Below are 18,058 nucleotides of genomic sequence, written 5' to 3' on the forward strand. Positions count from 1 at the left end.
TAAGTTTTGGATTATGGCACTATGTTTTTTATGGTAATAAAATTTTCTGACCTTCAATAATTGTATAGTCATCATCAATATCATTATATTCTTTTATTTCATCTACCATTTTGCTCGTTCCATAAACTTTCATACTAATATCGTATAGGGTTTGTCCCTTCTTTACCGTATAAGACATACCTGCAACATTGTTTACTTTTTTCGTTTTTTTAGAAGAATCATTAGCTGCATTCGCTTCCTTCTTTACACTGCTATTTGCATTTTCGTTTTCCAATTCATTAAAGTTCTGCTCACTGTTATTTTTTGATGAACTATTTTGCGAACTGTTGTTTTGTATTTCGTTTTTTTGGGTTCCGGTTTGATAAGAATCACCCTGGTTTTTACTCTTCTGATTAATATTTTCCTGATTGTTGTTTTTATCTAAATTGCTATCGGTAGCACTTTTTGATTTGTCTTCACTATCTTTTAAAATTTCCTTTGTTTCCTCACTGTTACTATTTAATTGTTGATTAACCGCTCTTGCTTCCTCATTCATGCTGTAGCCGGATAATGTTTGTTTTATGTTTTTTAGTTCTCCATAATTATTTAGCATTACAACCGTTGATAGCAATAATGCTATAATTAATAGACCACTTATTCCATAAGCAACTCTCCCCTGCTTTCTGTTGCCACTTTCTTCTTTCAGTATTTCTCTAAAGCTTTTTGGTCTGTTAATATCTCTTTCTTTTATTTCTACATGTTCACTACCCTTGATTGTCTTATGTTGATTTGTGCCGCCCGCCTGCATATTATTTCTTTGATTTTTAAAAGTTGCTGCTAACTTTCCACCCTTTGTGCCAAGCTTGCTTTTATTTTGGTCTATTAGATTTTCGTTTTTGCGGGTTGAATTTTGGATTGAATTCTGATTTGCATTCTGACTTGAATTATGCGATGAATTCCCGGCCAAGTTTTTTTTCAAATCATTATTCACCAAATTGTCATTGGTTGCTTTTTGTTTTGAAGTTACCCCCTTACTATTTTCTTTTGCTACATTATTCTCATTACTTTCATTTTTCTCATTATTTAAACTTTTAATATATTTCTTCATTTTTTCATTTCTCTCATAATAGATATAGTATCCGGATTGCTTTTCTAAGTTCCCTTGCTTGCACATATAGAAATTTTCATCATTTTCAGTTCTGTCTGTAAGAAAACAAACTTTATCATTGCCTGCGAAGTTATCTAAATGCAGTTTGCGTATGCCTTTCAAATCATCCCGAACTCTATATGGTACTGAAACAAACCATCCAACAATATTCATTTTAGAGAAATATTTTTTTATGTCTTTATATATTGCTGCCCAGATGTCATCATTGAAAATCAAACTATTTTCTATCACTTCCCTTACTTCTACCATTCCCTTAACAAAAACATATGTATTTCCATTTTTTCTTTTTATTTCCCCAAGTAAAACTCCATAATTTACATCTTCCTGTTTTCCTGTTCTTTTCTTTAAATTTGTTATAACATTATCCTCAACGTAAATTTTTTGATTGGAATTATTTTCACCTATTTGGCGTATGTTTTTAGGAATAGTTACATTTCCCTGTTCCTCAGACTCTTTGCTACTATATACCATCTCTATCATGGGCCCCTCCTTTTCTATAATACCCAATGATAATAGCACATAGGCTCTGTTCTATTTTGTCAAAAACAGTTTGAACCCTTGTAAAAGTTTGCGACAAAAAAGACACTGGGAATACACCAGTGCCTTGTTAATTACAATTTAATCTTTATAACTCCACAACCTGACCTAAAACTTCACCTATCGGTTGATTTATTACAAGGTCTGCTCTTTGGTCTTTTTGTGTTTTACTCTTATTAATAAGAACAAGCTTATTTCCTCTATAGTAATCCACAAGACCTGCTGCCGGATATACTGCCAGTGATGTTCCACCAATAATTAGAACATCAGCCTTGGCAATTGCCTCCACTGAAAGTTGTATGGTTTTCTGATCTAATCCTTCCTCATATAACACAACATCTGGTTTGATAATTCCACCACACTGACATCTTGGTATGCCTTCCATTTCATAAACCTGATCAAAACCGTAGAATTTTCCACAATCCTGACAATGATTTCTGTGTACTGAGCCATGTAATTCGTATACGTTTTTGCTACCTGCCGCCTGATGCAAACCATCTATATTCTGAGTAATCACTGCTTTTAATTTTCCCATTTCCTCTAATTTGGCTAAAGTTTTATGAGCCATATTAGGTTTTGCATTAGGAAAAAGCATCTTATTTCTGTAGAATCTATAGAACTCCTCCGGATTTCTTCTATAGAAACTGTGGCTTAAAATAGTTTCCGGTGGATATGCATATTCCTGATTATATAATCCATCCACGCTTCTAAAATCAGGTACTCCGCTTTCTGTAGAAACACCTGCTCCACCAAAAAATACAATATTATCGCTTCCATCAATAATCTCTTTTAATTTCTTTATGTTTTCTTCCATTATAAGCACCTCTTTTTCTTGTTCTGTTACTCACTCTCAAACAACTGGTTTACATTAAGGATTTTATTTAATACCAAATATAAATATAAGTATAAATACAATTATATTTAACTACACTGGTATTATTATAACATCTTTACAATTCTTACTCTACAACAAAGTCTATGTTTGCAAGGGTAATTTTGTCCCCAATTTCTATCGGTAACAGCTTATGAGGTTCTAATTTTTCTCCATTTAAAAATGTACCGTTAGTCGAATTCAAATCTTCAATAAAGTAGTCTCCTAACTCTTCTGTAATTCGTGCATGCACTCTGCTAATTACTGCACTATCAATACAGAAATCACTACTTGAACTGCTTTTTCCAATTATATAAGGATAGTTTGACGGCTTAATATTTATTGGTATTTCTGTCCCCACTGCTACAAGTTTTATGTCTTTAGATAGTAGTGGATTAATCAACACCATAGTCCTGTCTTCCTGAAACTGTTGACTGTTCTTTGTGCAAAAACTTTTCACGGAATTATCAAAGTAATCTCCTGCACTTTTGTGTATTTCTTTCTTATAAGTTTCCTCCCCATAACCCTCAGCTTTATAAGTTCCAGCTTCTTCTGCAACAAAAGAAGCTTCCTCCTCTTCAAGATAATCAAAGAAATCTAAATCTTCTTCCGTTTTATATTTGTCTTTTCTTTTAAATATTCCTGCTATGGATTTTAATATATTTCTCTTTTCATTTTCTTTTTCAGATTCTTTCTCATTTTGTTTTCTATTTTCTTTTTTGTTTTCCTTTTTGTTTTTCTTTCTTATGCTATATTTTTCCTTTGAATTCTCGTTTTCATTTTCTATATCAAGTTTTACTATATCTTCTGTTCTTATTTTTTCGCTATTGCTTTTTTCTTTCTTATATTCCTGTATATTTTCAAATGCACATCTAAGTAACTCCTGCAATGTGAAATCTGCATTTGTTGTCATTTGCTGAATTCCATAAGCAATAAGCACAGCTTCTTTATCATTATGATCTATATATTCCAATAGTTTATCAAAAAGAGTTCTCAGATTTACCTGATAATCTTCTTTATTCTCAGAAACATAACAAAACTCATATTTTCCTTTTTGTCTGTTGAAAAATATTAAATCTGTGTCAAATATTATATTGTCTAATGTAAGTAAATATTCACTCATTCTCTCGGATAGCATTTTTATATCTTTTATAAATATGTAAAGTTCCTTACCTGACATTTGTTTTCTGGTAAACATATTAGACATTTGTGTTTTAGACGAAATATCATAATATAACATGGTTTCATTATTTATCGACTCCACACTTATTTGAACTAATCCCTCAATATGATTGTTTAATACCATCTGAAGTTTATAATCATTCTTCTCTATTTTTATGTCTTTTATAATCATCGTGTTTCTGTTTCCGTCTTTTATATAAGATATTTCCATACTATCACTTCCTTCCAAATCCATCTTCCATAGCTCTTATTGCGTATAAAAGCTCTCTATTCATCACTTTTTGAATTTTAATTTCATCTTTTGATTTCCGACTAATTATTTTATTTAAAAAATTAGCATTACTTTTACTTCCAAAATCAGCACTTACTTTTGTGCTAATCTTATCTTCGTCTTTAACTATTAAAGGGGATATTACAAAGCACCCTCCATTACCATTTTGTTCACCGTCAATATAAGTTAGCGCTGTGCTTCTCACAGTCACCAAGTCGTGACAATAAAGAGAAACATAAACTAACGATGCTACAATTAATATTGTTATTGGTACAATTATTGATGCCTCAATTGTAATTTGTCCTTTTAAAGTTTTCCTGACCATTTTCCTGTACAATGTTTTTATCATACACCTTCCTTTTCTATGCCTTGCATAAATAAAACAGAATATTCCCACAAAATATAAATGGTACAAACGGGATATTTGTTTTAAAACTCATCTTACCAATAGAAACACCTATTATCGAAAAAATCGCACTAATAATAAATGCAATCATCATTACGTTTAAGACAACCTTCAATTCAACCATTGCCGTTAAGGTTAAAATTATCAAAATATCTCCTACACCTACTGCTTCCTTTGTTACTAACGCAATAATATATAATAATGTACACACAATAATGCCGATTATAATATTTTCTAATTTCAAATTATTGGTTACCACTTTCATTACTATGGCTAAAAAATAATTTAGCAAGCAGAACCATACATAAATTTCTTTTGTTTTATAATCTGCAATTGCACATGCAAGTAAAAACACTACACTCCATATTTCATACATTTTATTCTCCTAATACATATATCTAATACTGTCTTCATAAAAAGCCCATAATATTTTGCTACAAATTACCATATATAACCTTGTATTATTTTCCTGAACATCTACTACAAGGTGGCATATTTTTAACCTTACTCTTTTCTACTGTGATAATATTTCTCAAAAGTCCGCTACACATTAAACTATTATGGTATTTATTTCCATCTTCAGTAATAAACACCTCTGATCCTAATGTGCCTTTTTTATTTACACATATAGAACATCTACTGTACGCCTGCCCGTAACAGTTTCTTTTAATTTTTAATTCTATAACGCCAATCTTGCTTATTTTCAGAGACAAATGTGTACATTCTTTAGTAACATGATAGACTTTTCCGTTTTTTGTAATATAAACAAGTTCCTGTTCCTTTGTTAAATCATAACCTGTCCAATCCTTTAAATAGCACCGTTGAGTTAAAACTATAGGCTTATTAATGTACGGAATTCTAACGATATACGGAAAAACAATATCTATTACTCCTTCTTCTGAAGTTTTTTTCTCTATCTCGCCACTTTGTTTAAGGCTTTGCACTCCACTTTCTAACAGTCCTAAATCCTCACTATACTTCTTACTTTTTTCTGTACATTGTTTATAGTAATTTAGTTTTGATAACGCAATTCCCATATTATTTATTTGTTTTTGGTTATGTAACTGTTTGTTAAGAACTGTTATGTAACTTATCACCGAAAGAATTGCCAACATAAAAATTGTTATAACAATAGCAGCTTCCAAAGTAATGCTTCCTTTGGAGGTAAATAAATATACCCTTTTTCCCTGGGACACATTTATTTTTTTTATTTTTTCTTTATATTTTTTTGGCTTCTGTACTTGGAGAGAATCACATCCTAATTTTGTTTTTTTATGTTTTTCACTATGTACAACAGGTGGGAAAAAGGGCATATTTATTCACCTCCTCACATTCTTTCATCTGTACTAATATTCTAACTGACTTTCTATGCTAAAATTATATGAGCCTATATTTCCATTTAATCCATTAATTGCCCATGGCATTGCAACAAACAATGGTTCCGACTCATATTGAGCCTCAACATCCAATGATGTTACACATTTCTTCATGTCAAATTGTTGATTATAGTTCTTTCTAACATTTAACTGAATCAAATCCATGATTCTGTATGCTGTTGTCTCTATGCTGTTTTTCATTATTAATATCATGCAGAATTGTTTATAATCTATTGCTGCTTTGTTTTCAGATTCACTACTGCCACTTGCTAATAGATTTTTCAAACTGGTTTTCCAATTGTTAGCATTTTTCATTAAGTCTATTTTCTTACCCTTTAATAAAGTTTTTACGTCATTAATTGCCTCTGCTAAAGCCCAGCCTTCTAACAGTATACCTTTAATAACCGGTTCCAAAAAAGGCAGACCTATTGCTGTTGCAGCCGAAGCTGCTGTTGTTTCAATTAAAGCCATTTTTTCTTTGTCAGTTACTAAATACGCTAAAGTAACAACGTTCCTCACAGCAACAATCTGTTCCACAGTAGATGCCAAATTACTTCTATCCCTATCTTTTCCAGCAACTATATATTCAAGCTCATAACTTATTTCCCTGTTCTTTATAAGATTTGTGAAATTTCCAAACTTCATCGCACCATAAAGTACAAGTGCAGCTTTTGTTTTAACGTTGTCTAAACTATTCTCACCTTTATTGCCAATAGTCGAGGGCAAGTCTTTTAACTCTACAGTAGTTGACGAAATTTTATCTGTTTCATCTATAACTAAAGATAAAATCCCCTTTTCTATCAAGCCTTTTGCATTCTCATAAATACCTTTGTTTTTCTTATCCTCTTCACTTATTTCGTTTATTTGCAATGAACTAATTTTGCTTTCTATATCCTTGGCAAGCGTCTCCCACTGCTCCTTTGAATTCTCAGGTAATCTGTTAATTCCCTCTGTTAATTGCTTTTCTATAGACTTCAATATATTTAAATTATCATCCATAAAATCCTTCATACTATTCTGATTGTCTTTATTTTGACCATCTTTGTTTAATTCACTTAAACATTCCTTCTTGTCCTTTTGATATAGTTTAATATCTTCTTCTATGGACATTATCTTCTCTAAAAACATTTCTCTCTTTTTCTTTGTTTTTAGTTTCTTTTGAATATCTGCATCTTTCAGATTCTTTATTTCATCACAGATTTTTTCAACATTTTCCTGGATTTCTTTGCTTTTTGAATCATCTATAATCTCATCTACATCCCCGAGATTATACTCACCACTCCCAACACCGCCATTACTATTACTATCAGCGCTATCATTCTTGCCGTTATTATTGCCAGTGCCGTTTATTTTATTGCTGTTACTATTGCTGTTATTGCCACTAATATTACTATTTCTATGGTCATCACTTTTGTTTGCAGATATGTTTATAACTTTATCTATTGCTTCTGTAGCCACTGCATACTTCATGTAATTAGAAACTTCCCTGACAAATTCTTCTCCACCGTTACTCCACACATATTTCTTTTCTTTTGCTTTTACATTCTTAAGTCTTGTCATTAAAAGATTCGAGCCCTTATGTTCCACATCACCCAATTCAATGTTCGCCTGAATATATTTTTTTAAGTTCTCATTTACTGATTCGTTTTCCCAAAACATTAGTACACCATAGTCTTCATATACCTGTCTTGCATAGCCTGCCAAAACAGAATCCGTTGCTAAATATGTAAAAGTCTTACACTCACTTTGCACCATATTCATTCTTGCCGATTCTATTATTATGCTAATAAGCAATAACACTGTAACAAATATTAAGCTAAGATATATTGTAATGCTTGCTTTTTTTGTTTTATTAATCCTCATATTCTAAAAGTTTTCAATCTGTTCACTAATTGATTCATATACGCCATCGGCAACACCACTAATCTGTCCTTTAAATACCAATGCTAAGCCTACTAAAACTAAAATAATCAATACAATTTCAATTACTCCCATTCCACTTTCGTCATTAACATTTTTCTTTATTTTATTTATAAAATTCATAACCACACTCTTCATTCGCTATTTCCTCCTACTATAATATTTATTGCCCCTCCTTTTAGTCGTGGGTATTTCATCGATACATTCCTAAAAATAAATTTTGTTCATTTTATTTTCTGCTTCATATTTTCTGCCTCATATTTGTTTCCTAAATCAGTTTGTTATCCAAGTTAATTTGTTATATAAATTGCCTTGCTGTTTGAATTACTTTTTTTCATAAAATCTTTCTGCTAAATGTTAATGGACAATAATGCGGGTACCATTATTATTGCAATGGTTATAATCAGCATTAACACCATTGGGCCTAATAATTTTGTTGAAACCTGTCCACCATTTTTTAGCAGATTGTTTTTTCTTTCATTCATTGCATCCTTTAATTCACTCTTTAGCACCAGCGTTAATTCTTTTGTTCCTCGCTTAAGATTCTGTTCTATTAAACCTGCCAGTTTTATATAACAATGAATGTTGCATCTGTTACCATATTCACTTATTGCCACAGTTTTAGGAACACCACTCTTCATCTTCACTGAGCACATCGAAAGTTCCTCAAATGCATACCTGAATGCTTTACTATTCTTTTTCTTTTCCACATTATACTCTGCGACCATTCTCTCTATTGCCGACTTAATTGATAGTCCTGCTCCGTAATAAAGCAAAATCTTACTTACTATTTCCGGATAGTCATTTAGTAACTGCCTGTTTCGTTTTTCTACTTCTTTTTTTAAATCTTTATCCTTCAGAAAGAACAATGTAATTCCTACTATAATTCCTATTATTGGTATATATTTTCCTACTGTGTCCTTTGTTTCTCTGTAAGTCACTTTTTTCCCATTTATTTGTTGCGGCAGTTTGACCTGATTACTATACTTGTCATTTTCATCCACATATTCCTGCACATAATTTCCTTTTGAACTTTTGTCACTCCTTGGGTATACATTCACTCCAAAACTATAATCTATGGTTTTCTTTTTAAATGTCATAGTCGCCGTAAGTGTTACAACTTCTCCCTGTTTTTTCACATTAGAAGAAATCTCTCCGTTGTAATTTATTATGTTTTTATCACTGATTTTCCAGTATACATTAACTTTTTCTTTTCCTATTTCAGAAACCAAATTCAGTTTACTGTTTACTTTGTTCTGACTTTTATTCTTACCTAAAACTTCTTTTAAAAGGACTTTCTTGTTTTTTTCCAACACCTTCTGTTTTTCACTCTCTGTATACTGCTTTTTTGCAACATTTAACTTAACCGTCTCTTCTCCAACATCATCTATAATTCTCACATTATAATTATTTGAACTTTTTACACTTCGCTCTACTTTACTAATTTGCCTGTCTGTTTTAGATTCAGAATATAAAACTGCAATTGAAACTCCAAGCGTTAGCCAGATAACTCCAACTACAATACAAACTTTTTCTATATAATAAAAATATTGCTCTTTTATTATATGCTCCTTAACAGTAATTTTCTTTAAGTCATTATTAACCCCTGTATTTTGAAAAATCTTTTTGGGTAGCCTATCCACAATGAACATGCCAACTCCATATAAGCTCCATAATTTATGTTTTTTCTTACTTAACTTCCTCTTATATCTGTGTTTATAAGGAATTGTAAATACAATAAACGCACTCAAAACAAGAAACACCACAATAATAAATTTTGTCATTTCACCTATTCCTCCATAATGCTGTCCACAATTCTTTCGCCCCATATATATGCTAATAAATATAGAATTAAACATACTGTCATAACTATTTTGCCTACTATACTTTCATACATTATCTTTAAAAATTCAGGAGAACTTACAGAAATGTATATAATTATAAATCCGGGAATCAGTGTCATTACCTTTTGCTCTAATCTTTTTTCTGTTATGGATGTATTAATTTCCTCTCTGACATTTTCCTTCATTACAATATCATCTGTTACATTTTTGATTATTTCAGGCATATTGCCGCCGGTTCTTTTCGCCACACTAAAAATTTGCGAAAACAAAATAGCATTTTTTAGTTCCATTCTCTCTGCCATGTCTTTTAACACTTTTTCTGTTGATATATTTAGTTTTAGCTGTGATATTGCTATCTCCAACTCTTTGCACACAAAACATTCTTTTCCGTATATGTTCTTTAAATCTTTATAGCTTGATTTAATGGCATTCTCTACTGAGTAGCCTGTTTTTAATCCATCAGAAATTGCTATTAGCATGTCTTTAAACTGCAGCTCTCCGTAAGCAATTTTCTTGTTTATAAGGCTTTTCTTTCTTTGCTTGTAAATTGCTACTGTAAATGGGATTAAGAGTATTCCAAATGCATAATTTCCATAAAATAATTTTCCAATAACAAAAACTATTAACTGTATTGCTGCAATATTTATTATGATTTCATTTTTAGATAATTTCATTTTTGTCCCTTCTTTATACACTTAGCCCATAGCTTTGTAACTTAAATATGTTTTTCAATGTTCCTACTTTTTTCAATTTGCCATTTTCCATACAATATAGCTTATTTAAAATAATCTGATTGTCCTTAAATTCCTGAATCTCATTAATCTCTATAACTTTCCTTGTCTTATCTGGCATTCGTGCCAAATGAACCATAATATCAATACCTGCTGCTAACTGTGACCTTATGGCATTTAGTGGTATATCTGCCCCCATTAAAACCATAGTTTCTAATCTGGCGAGCATGTCTTTTGGAGAATTCCCATGTCCTGTGCTCATCGAGCCGTCGTGACCCGTATTTAATGCCTTTATATGGACTCCCTATGTTCCCATCATGCAGAAATACAATATCTTTACTTAATATACACTGTATATAACGTTATTATCTTGCCATTCCACAGTTGCAAAAAGAAAAGAGCGCCTTTCACAGCCCTCTTTCATATCGACTTTCTCATTCATTTGTCATACTCAACAGTTTTGCAACCAATGTCTCTAAACTTTTTCCCAAAAATGGGACAAAGTCTGGTATTGCACCAAATGCCATCCCAATTATTATCATTCGACCACATTCTCTTGCAGATTCCAATGCAAATCCATAACTCAAAACACCTGTCAGAATAAATATAATTGATAAAAAGTAAAGCAAAATATTTCCCAATATCATCGGAATTTTTAATAACCAGTGAATCAATGTCATTACTGCAAGAATTAAATATAAAAACACTTTTATTATGTACTTAACCAACATTTTTAATCCCTCCCTTTTTTATCTTTCCGGACAGCAAGAATCTTGCCATCCGGACTTCCACTTTTTTGCTATCCGGGCTGCAAAATTCTTGCTATCCAATACAGTTCATTATCCTTTCGTGTATATCATTTCCGTCAAAATCATCTCTTCTGCATCATGACAAAGGGTATTCATCCTCCTTGTCCATTCCATGTTGTCTTGCCTTTTTAATTCCTCTGTAATTCCTTCTTTCTCCATCATCTGTTTTACTAATTGTTCTTCTCTATCCCTTGCTTCTGCATCAATCTGATTCAAATGCTCGACAAGTTTTCCTTGTAACAACAATATTTGATATTTTGCCTTTCTGTGTTCCTGTAAATAGCTTTTACGAAGCATCCCATATTTCCCATAAGTTGGTTCGATATCTGTAAGTGCCAATTCTGGCAAATAATAATCACCACATAACATATAAGTAAGTCCATTTTTCTCATCATAAATTTCGTTCTGCATAAAATATTCTCCTTTTCTTCCTATAATTGGTCGTACATCTTCAACAGTGTTCCCTTTTTCATTTGACTATATTTCACCTGTAATTCTTCATATTTTTTCTGAAGACTTTCATATTCGTTTTTCGGAACACTATCGGATAATTTCTGTTCTAAACTCTTAATCCGTGCTTCCTGTGCTTTTGCAATAGCATCACTTTTAGGATTTCGCAATATCATTCCCTGTTGTTTTTCCTTCAATTCCATCATGACCTGTTTCACATTCGGATTATTATAGAAAAAACCTCTGGAAAGTCCTGTTAGTTTTGTAAGTTCAGCAACTGAAATTTTTATATTTTTTCTATACATTGTTTCAATAGCTGTTATTGCTGTTTCCGTCATTTCCGCACTTTTTTCTTTTGCCAGTGCTACCATTTTATCGTGTTTCTGCATTTTCCTTTTCCCTCCTGTATTGTGCTAATAATTCATTCATTTCATCTCGTACAGCCTTTGTATCCTCCGCTAATGCTTCGTTTCTTAACCGCCGATAATGTGGTATGGTTCGTGTATCCTTATGCCCCAACAGCCTTGCAATGCTATCATCATCTAATTTCATTTCTGTAAGTTTTACTCCAAAAGTATGTCTAAAACGATGTGTACGAAACTCAAAATAATTTCCATTATCATCCCTGATATCATTTTCATAAATCATGATATTTACATGATATTTCAGCATTGAATCTGTATACAATTTTCCATTATCTTGCAGAAAAATATATTCTGAATCTGGATGCTCCTTTTCTGAAACTTCTATTGCTTTTCTAATCAATTCTGCCAGCTGATCGCTAACTGGTCTTTTGTATTTCCTTGTTTTCTGCTGGATAATAGTTATAAAATAATGTCCAGATTTCTCAGATAAGCAATCCCTTCGCAAAGTCAACGTATCCTCTATTCTTGTACCGAGCATCTGATGTATTATTAAACATCTGCCTAACTGGGGCTTTAATTTTGTTAATGCACAATTAAATCTTCTGATTTCTGCATCTGAATACGCTTCTGGTAAAGCGTTGTCATATGCTCTGCAATCACTGGACAGAAAAAGGTTGCATATATTTCCTATTTCCAGTTCACGCCCTATTTCATCCAACAGATTATCCAAAACCGACAGCTCTGTCGTGTAACTGACTGATGTAAGACCGGTATCCGTTTTTATATAAACCAGATAATCTTCTATCATATCCCTGCTAATTTCTGTAAAGTGCTTTACTTCTGGGAATCGATCATACATGAAACTAGCAAACCGACGGAATCCACGCAATTCACCTTTTATACTACCCATTGCTTTTGTCTGGCAGTGGCTATACAATATTTTCTTTATTATCTCTTTAAATTCTTTCTGCCTGATCTCACGAAAATCTAATCTATATCTTCCACGAATCGGATTACTCCTTGGCACAATATCCAACTTTCTCATATCCCATACATCTTTTTCATTTTCTGGAATATCTGCTGTTTTACACTTCACAACATACTCATAATACATTTTCAGAAAAGAAATCTGAGCGCTACTTTGTTGCTCAACATTCCGCCTATCCGGTCTATTTCTTCTAACATACAGCGCCAATCCTTTTTTATATAAAAATGCTTTATAACTTCTCTCCAGTTCTTCCCATTTTTTATCAGTGATGCTGCTACAACTTGTACACTTCTCATTCAGAAATTCTTTCAACAGATCAAATCTGTAAATATCATTTACTACTGTTGATAATGACAAACGTCTACATCTATCATCGATATACCCATAAATCTCATCCTGCATTTTTTCATTATGAATCTCTGATATGTAGTACACCCTGTTTTCCTTCCATTTCAGTCCTGCCAACTGTTTTTCTGTAGCTTGTTGATAACACTCATACGAAATCAAATTAATATTACCTTTCATCATCTTCTGCTCCTTTCAATTTAAATGACTGATTTTTAGAGAAATATTTATCTTCAGCCGATACAATACGTTCCGGCATGAAATCAATGTACTGTTTTGTCATATTCTCACTTGAATGTCCTAGATAATCTCGTACCCCTTGTATAGAAACCCCATTTCCGTACATTGAAGTTGCAAGGTTATGTCTGTAATCGTGTGCTCTAAAGATATAATCTCCGCAGGCAATCCCACGAACCTTACACTCCCGAATCATCTGATTTGAAAATGTCTGTCCATTAAATGCACCACCCTTTTTATTTTTGAATAAATACTCCCCATTTTTTATTCCGTACTTTTTTTCATAATCATTCACCAGTCCAACCAATAAACTGGGAACAGGAATGACTTTTTCTCTCCGCATTTTGCTTTGATATATGCGCATCCAATTCTCATTGCCTTGTGAATAAAAGGCTCCCGATTTTATTGTACAAACCTCGCTTTTCCTAATTCCTGTGCAAAACAAAATCAAATACATCAACTGTAAATGCTCTGGGAATGCCGGCAGCTCCTTAATCAGATGAGCAATTGTTTTTTCTGGAACACTTCTTTCATTGTGTTCTGAAAAACCTTTTTTTAAAAATCGTTCCGGATAAAACTTCAACACTTCAATATTTTTCATTTTCAAAAACTGTAGAAATGTATGCATATGTGTGATATATCGGTTAAAAGTAGAATACTTAATATCGGACTTATCCAAAACAGACACATAACCCTCTATATCTTGTATCTCCAGTTCAGTTACTTTCTTACTCTGTCCATCCAGATATTTTAAAAATTGTGAAATAAAACTTATTGTATTTCGGATATTTGATAAAGACAGATCCGATATCCCGACCAAATATTTTGTGTATAATTGTAAATACCAACGATTTTCTTTTTCGTAAATATTAATAAATGAAAGGCTTTTAACAGGTGAACTGGCATTGATTCTCGATTTATCAAACTGAAACCTATCCATATACCAGATACACGCTCGCCAATTTGTCTCTGAATCTGTTAGAAATAACGTTCTTCTCGCAAACTCAACAATCTTAGAAGCCTGTTTTTTTATAATTTCCGACTCCTTGTTTAAATACAGATAAAATCTGTTTTCGTCTGCCTGTTCCATTTCTTCAATATCATCTATTCCGTACTTATCGCAAAACCGTATAAGTGCTTTTAATGGTTCTAAAAAATATCTTCGATGTCTTTGTACCTTATCCATATTCAGAATTTCACACAGCAATATTTTTGTCTGTCGCACCAACTGTGATGAATGTATCCCCGTTAAGTCCCATAACAAATCATTCTTATCGACCACCTGACGAAAAGATTGTGCTTTCTTCTTATTGGGGACATACAGCAAAAACAATTTGTCTTGCTTAAAAAACTCCTGTTCTACAGAGAAGGGCTTTCCTTGTGAATAGACATCCGGCATATTTTCTATTTTTAAACGATCAAATAAGCTCAGTAATTCCGCTTTATATTTTTCTGAAATATCCTCTTTTTCAAGAGAATCCATATACATTTTTCTCGTTTCATAGTTAATATCTGCAGTACACTGTATATCTGTATACTGGAAAAATTTGTATAACCGGTTATAGTATTTTGCTTCTCCATTCGTAACTAAAGATATTTCTTCCTTTAATTTCTCGGATATTTTTTCCTGATATAACTTCGGAACAATTTTTAATACTGCCAAGGTAATCCCTCCTTCCTTTTACAGAAAATCTGCAATTTGGTATAAATCTTCATTATTTGAGTAGTATTGATCTGTCGCTTCTATCAATCGTTCATTATTTTCACCCAAGTATTTAATGGTAGTTTCAACTTTCTTATGCCCCAGGGCAAAACGAATGTCATTCAAATCCCATCCTTCTTTTCTTCTTTCCTCCGCAAAATAGTGTCGGAGCTGATGCGGATGAGAATTGATATCCGTTTTTTTGTATAGCCTTTTCAACATGCTATACACAGAATCCGCATCTAATGGCTCTCCTTTGTTTTTTCCAGTCAATTTTGTAAATAAATACTCCGAGTTCATCAGACTTTTTCGGTTATCAGAAATGTACTTAACCAAGAACTCAAAAGTTGTATTACTTAACAAAGCCATTCTATATTCTGCATTTTTTGCTCTTGCCAAGTTGGTATTGTATTCACGATACCTTACCCGAACCGTTCTTCTTTCAAAATCAATATCTTCGGTATAATGGATTCCCAGAATTTCCCCTAATCTAAGACCGGTTTCTGCCATCATTGCTATCAGCAATCGATCTCTATCATTCGAACAGGCATTTATCAGCTCCTGTATTTCTTCGGATGTTATTTCTTCCAGATTAGGTTCTTCTTCTTTGAAGAAACCTTTAAACGAATTCACTGCATTTTGATGATTTACTCCCATACTGTCAAAATACGATACTTTTTTTACTCGTAAGACTTTAAGCATTGGCAAAACATCTTCCAGTGCCAAAAACTGGTAGTATCTGAAGACTGCACCAAGATACATATTGCAGGTCTTATTGCTCGTCTGTGTATTATGCTCAGTATGCTTTCCACTCTTAACCCAATACAAGAAATCAATAAAGTGTTTATTCTGCTCTGAATAGGATAGCAATGTAATCTCATCCAATCCTATCGTTTGCTCCTGCAGATAATTGTAATAATATGAAAGTGCGAAGGCTGCGGATTTTACAGTATTCGGAGAAGCATTAATCTGATCCAGATGCTTCAAATACTTTGATGGAAGGATTTCAATTTCTTCAATATCAGAAATAATCAAAAAACGTGGTCTATTATCTTTCAAAACTGAAACAACCCTATATTTCAATCCACAGCCCTCCTTCCTTTCTTTTTGATTTATTTGACTTCTTTGACTTCTTGATTTACATTATACACAAAGATGTCAAAATGTCAATTACGTTTTTGACTTCTTTGACTTTTAATGAGATATCAATAAAGCATTTTTTGATTTCTTTATGTTTTAAATTGATTTTTAGGGATATAATTGATAAGATAAAATACAAGAAGTCAATTTATACAAAGTCAAAGAAGTCAAGAGGAGATTTGAATGAACGAATTTATATCAAATTCAGGCACACTAATAAATCCTGACAGCGTTTACGATCAGGAAAGATTCATCAATATACTTCAAATCATTTTACAGAAAAAAACACAAAAAGAATTATCTGAACAAACAGGCTTAAATAATGCAACCATTTCACGAATGCTCAACGGTGCCCGATCTGGAAGACCATATAAAAGCACTATTGATAAAATTGCAAAAGCCATTGATGATCCAGAACTTATCCAAGAATTATATGATGCAACGGGATATTCTTCTAAAAAAATACGGGAACGAAAAAAGATAATTGCAGACAATGGATTTTCTTTGGATCTCTCTACTGTTCAGGTGCATGAAAAGTTTTTTTCTACCTTAATGCGTGGACTTTCCATGATGACAAGTCTGCAAAAAGTTGAATGGACAATAAAATCTGGAACGCCCAGATCATACGATTATTTAATTGAATTAAAAGAGGGAAATATAGATTATTGGTATATTAGATATGTAGATAGAATTACTTCTGATGAAGAAAGGAAAAAAGCCTTAACTGCCATTTATGGAGAATTTGCAAAATTGAAATTGGGCGGAAAAATCAAAGTTTCTTGCGCCACTCCTTCTTACGAAGATTATGATTATTTTGTTACAATTCCACCATACCAATTAAATACAAATGCTTCAATTATATATTTTGATTCTGAACTCGAAAGATTTGCAGACGAAACCTTTTTAGAGACAGCTTTACCACTTAAAGAAAATATTCCTGTTAAGGATTTTTGTAATCTTACCGAATCACTGATACTATAACTTTTTGATTTTATCACAGAGAGAGTTGCTTATGGCTCTCTCTTTTTTTAACGCTTCCTCCTCCCATATTCTAACTCATTATGGCAAATCATTTTCTAAAGCAAGTATCGCCTAGAGTAACTCAAAATCCCTTTTCTGGATTATGATTCTCTGACAAACTTGATGGAGATTACGATTCCCCATACCCTCAATATCACAAAATATCAAATTTTCCTATTAGCTCATAATAAATTTTCGCAGCTTTCTGTTTTTTCACTCATAGTTACCAAAAGCTTTTTATAGCCATCTGCTTCTATCGGCTGCAGATTAAAAATTCTTTTATTCAAAAATAAATAAAAGTGGATTCCACCAAAATACCCATCACAAAAAATGTACTGGACACTTCTATTCATTATATTTGCACCGACAACCGGAAGTTATTTTCCTGCTTACAACTTTCCAACAACATAAACTCCAAATAGCATTTTGATAATATAAAGATACTTCTTTCTTACCCCAGAGCAAGATCCACCTGTGTTTAACAATATTGTCTTTCCGACAAATGTTCTTTCATCAGGTTTTTATCTTGCTGGGGATTCCCCAAACCCATTCTTTCTATTTATGCCGAGGTTACTGTACACATTAGAGCAAGATCCACCCCGGTAATACCATATCGCTATTTTAGCAATATGATATTTTCCGGATGTTGGAATCTTGCTGAGGATTGTGCTCCCCAGTTCCTCACATTCAGCATAAATATATAATTGGTTCCTCGAA

Annotated in this window: 18 protein-coding genes; 1 reads left to right on the forward strand and 17 read right to left on the reverse strand. The window is 32.5% G+C overall.

The window, feature by feature from the left end; all coding sequences use genetic code 11:
* Positions 1-28 precede the first annotated feature (28 nt).
* The 17 genes from ACQY63_RS08325 to ACQY63_RS08405 all read right to left on the reverse strand — a co-directional run bounded on the left by ACQY63_RS08325 (position 29) and on the right by ACQY63_RS08405 (position 16,264).
* Positions 29-1,627, reverse strand: coding sequence for a LysM peptidoglycan-binding domain-containing protein (locus tag ACQY63_RS08325; protein ID WP_428245050.1), 1,599 nt, complete (start codon positions 1,625-1,627; stop codon positions 29-31).
* A gap of 145 nt (positions 1,628-1,772) precedes the next feature.
* A complete protein-coding gene (locus ACQY63_RS08330; RefSeq protein ID WP_412623102.1) occupies positions 1,773-2,498 on the reverse strand; it encodes an NAD-dependent protein deacylase in 726 nt (241 codons plus the stop codon).
* A gap of 145 nt (positions 2,499-2,643) precedes the next feature.
* Positions 2,644-3,948, reverse strand: coding sequence for a DUF6382 domain-containing protein (locus ACQY63_RS08335; protein WP_412623103.1), 1,305 nt, complete (start codon positions 3,946-3,948; stop codon positions 2,644-2,646).
* 4 nt (positions 3,949-3,952) lie between these two features.
* Positions 3,953-4,357 carry a pilus assembly protein gene (locus ACQY63_RS08340; protein ID WP_022165687.1) on the reverse strand — a complete coding sequence of 135 codons (405 nt, stop codon included), beginning with the start codon at positions 4,355-4,357 and terminating at the stop codon, positions 3,953-3,955.
* A 13-nt stretch (positions 4,358-4,370) separates the two neighbouring features.
* Positions 4,371-4,790 (reverse strand): prepilin peptidase, encoded by a 420-nt coding sequence (locus ACQY63_RS08345; RefSeq protein ID WP_412623104.1) that lies wholly within the window; start codon positions 4,788-4,790, stop codon positions 4,371-4,373.
* Positions 4,791-4,875: 85 nt separating this feature from the next.
* Complete coding sequence (locus ACQY63_RS08350; protein ID WP_147337636.1) at positions 4,876-5,559, reverse strand: hypothetical protein; 684 nt, start codon at positions 5,557-5,559, stop codon at positions 4,876-4,878.
* Between the two features lie 201 nt (positions 5,560-5,760).
* Positions 5,761-7,653 (reverse strand): DUF5702 domain-containing protein, encoded by a 1,893-nt coding sequence (locus ACQY63_RS08355; protein WP_022165684.1) that lies wholly within the window; start codon positions 7,651-7,653, stop codon positions 5,761-5,763.
* Positions 7,654-7,656: 3 nt separating this feature from the next.
* Positions 7,657-7,848 carry a Flp1 family type IVb pilin gene (locus tag ACQY63_RS08360; RefSeq protein ID WP_022165683.1) on the reverse strand — a complete coding sequence of 64 codons (192 nt, stop codon included), beginning with the start codon at positions 7,846-7,848 and terminating at the stop codon, positions 7,657-7,659.
* 212 nt (positions 7,849-8,060) lie between these two features.
* Positions 8,061-9,494 carry an immunoglobulin-like domain-containing protein gene (locus ACQY63_RS08365; protein ID WP_412623105.1) on the reverse strand — a complete coding sequence of 478 codons (1,434 nt, stop codon included), beginning with the start codon at positions 9,492-9,494 and terminating at the stop codon, positions 8,061-8,063.
* A 5-nt stretch (positions 9,495-9,499) separates the two neighbouring features.
* Entirely contained in the window at positions 9,500-10,228 is a 729-nt protein-coding gene (locus tag ACQY63_RS08370) for a type II secretion system F family protein (protein ID WP_412623106.1), read from the reverse strand.
* Between the two features lie 13 nt (positions 10,229-10,241).
* Complete coding sequence (locus ACQY63_RS08375; RefSeq protein ID WP_302689718.1) at positions 10,242-10,580, reverse strand: ATPase, T2SS/T4P/T4SS family; 339 nt, start codon at positions 10,578-10,580, stop codon at positions 10,242-10,244.
* A 139-nt stretch (positions 10,581-10,719) separates the two neighbouring features.
* Positions 10,720-11,016, reverse strand: coding sequence for a hypothetical protein (locus ACQY63_RS08380; protein ID WP_055151996.1), 297 nt, complete (start codon positions 11,014-11,016; stop codon positions 10,720-10,722).
* 108 nt (positions 11,017-11,124) lie between these two features.
* Positions 11,125-11,505, reverse strand: a complete 381-nt coding sequence (locus ACQY63_RS08385) for a TnpV protein (RefSeq protein ID WP_055151993.1) — start codon at positions 11,503-11,505, stop codon at positions 11,125-11,127.
* Between the two features lie 20 nt (positions 11,506-11,525).
* The gene (locus ACQY63_RS08390) at positions 11,526-11,933 is read right to left on the reverse strand and encodes a DUF6262 family protein (RefSeq protein ID WP_008374214.1); all 408 of its coding nucleotides are present in this window, start codon (positions 11,931-11,933) and stop codon (positions 11,526-11,528) included.
* Positions 11,917-13,425 (reverse strand): tyrosine-type recombinase/integrase, encoded by a 1,509-nt coding sequence (locus ACQY63_RS08395; RefSeq protein ID WP_428245051.1) that lies wholly within the window; start codon positions 13,423-13,425, stop codon positions 11,917-11,919. Before ACQY63_RS08395 ends, ACQY63_RS08390 begins: the two co-directional genes overlap by 17 nt.
* Positions 13,412-14,962, reverse strand: coding sequence for a tyrosine-type recombinase/integrase (locus ACQY63_RS08400; protein WP_428245052.1), 1,551 nt, complete (start codon positions 14,960-14,962; stop codon positions 13,412-13,414). The genes ACQY63_RS08395 and ACQY63_RS08400 overlap by 14 nt, the downstream gene beginning before the upstream one ends.
* Before the next feature lie 198 nt (positions 14,963-15,160).
* Positions 15,161-16,264, reverse strand: coding sequence for a tyrosine-type recombinase/integrase (locus ACQY63_RS08405; RefSeq protein WP_428245053.1), 1,104 nt, complete (start codon positions 16,262-16,264; stop codon positions 15,161-15,163).
* A gap of 240 nt (positions 16,265-16,504) precedes the next feature.
* Here ACQY63_RS08405 and ACQY63_RS08410 point away from each other — a divergent pair, with 240 nt between their 5' ends.
* On the forward strand, positions 16,505-17,302 hold the full coding sequence (locus ACQY63_RS08410) for a helix-turn-helix domain-containing protein (RefSeq protein ID WP_428245054.1): 798 nt from the start codon (positions 16,505-16,507) through the stop codon (positions 17,300-17,302).
* Positions 17,303-18,058: the final 756 nt, after the last annotated feature.

The organism is Eubacterium sp. Marseille-QA0814, from assembly GCF_965119675.1.
Taxonomy (GTDB): Bacteria; Bacillota; Clostridia; order Lachnospirales; family Lachnospiraceae; genus Eubacterium_G.

Excerpts from the sequence above, each read along its gene's own strand:
- ACQY63_RS08365 (WP_412623105.1), bottom strand. The coding sequence starts at position 9,494 with ATGACAAAATTTATTATTGTGGTGTTTCTTGTTTTGAGTGCGTTTATT.
- ACQY63_RS08355 (WP_022165684.1), bottom strand. The coding sequence starts at position 7,653 with ATGAGGATTAATAAAACAAAAAAAGCAAGCATTACAATATATCTTAGC.
- ACQY63_RS08330 (WP_412623102.1), bottom strand. The coding sequence starts at position 2,498 with ATGGAAGAAAACATAAAGAAATTAAAAGAGATTATTGATGGAAGCGAT.
- ACQY63_RS08340 (WP_022165687.1), bottom strand. The coding sequence starts at position 4,357 with ATGATAAAAACATTGTACAGGAAAATGGTCAGGAAAACTTTAAAAGGA.
- ACQY63_RS08325 (WP_428245050.1), bottom strand. The coding sequence starts at position 1,627 with ATGATAGAGATGGTATATAGTAGCAAAGAGTCTGAGGAACAGGGAAAT.
- ACQY63_RS08380 (WP_055151996.1), bottom strand. The coding sequence starts at position 11,016 with ATGTTGGTTAAGTACATAATAAAAGTGTTTTTATATTTAATTCTTGCA.
- ACQY63_RS08395 (WP_428245051.1), bottom strand. The coding sequence starts at position 13,425 with ATGATGAAAGGTAATATTAATTTGATTTCGTATGAGTGTTATCAACAA.
- ACQY63_RS08370 (WP_412623106.1), bottom strand. The coding sequence starts at position 10,228 with ATGAAATTATCTAAAAATGAAATCATAATAAATATTGCAGCAATACAG.
- ACQY63_RS08360 (WP_022165683.1), bottom strand. The coding sequence starts at position 7,848 with ATGAAGAGTGTGGTTATGAATTTTATAAATAAAATAAAGAAAAATGTT.
- ACQY63_RS08335 (WP_412623103.1), bottom strand. The coding sequence starts at position 3,948 with ATGGAAATATCTTATATAAAAGACGGAAACAGAAACACGATGATTATA.
- ACQY63_RS08400 (WP_428245052.1), bottom strand. The coding sequence starts at position 14,962 with ATGGATTCTCTTGAAAAAGAGGATATTTCAGAAAAATATAAAGCGGAA.
- ACQY63_RS08410 (WP_428245054.1), top strand. The coding sequence starts at position 16,505 with ATGAACGAATTTATATCAAATTCAGGCACACTAATAAATCCTGACAGC.
- ACQY63_RS08385 (WP_055151993.1), bottom strand. The coding sequence starts at position 11,505 with ATGCAGAACGAAATTTATGATGAGAAAAATGGACTTACTTATATGTTA.
- ACQY63_RS08345 (WP_412623104.1), bottom strand. The coding sequence starts at position 4,790 with ATGTATGAAATATGGAGTGTAGTGTTTTTACTTGCATGTGCAATTGCA.
- ACQY63_RS08390 (WP_008374214.1), bottom strand. The coding sequence starts at position 11,933 with ATGCAGAAACACGATAAAATGGTAGCACTGGCAAAAGAAAAAAGTGCG.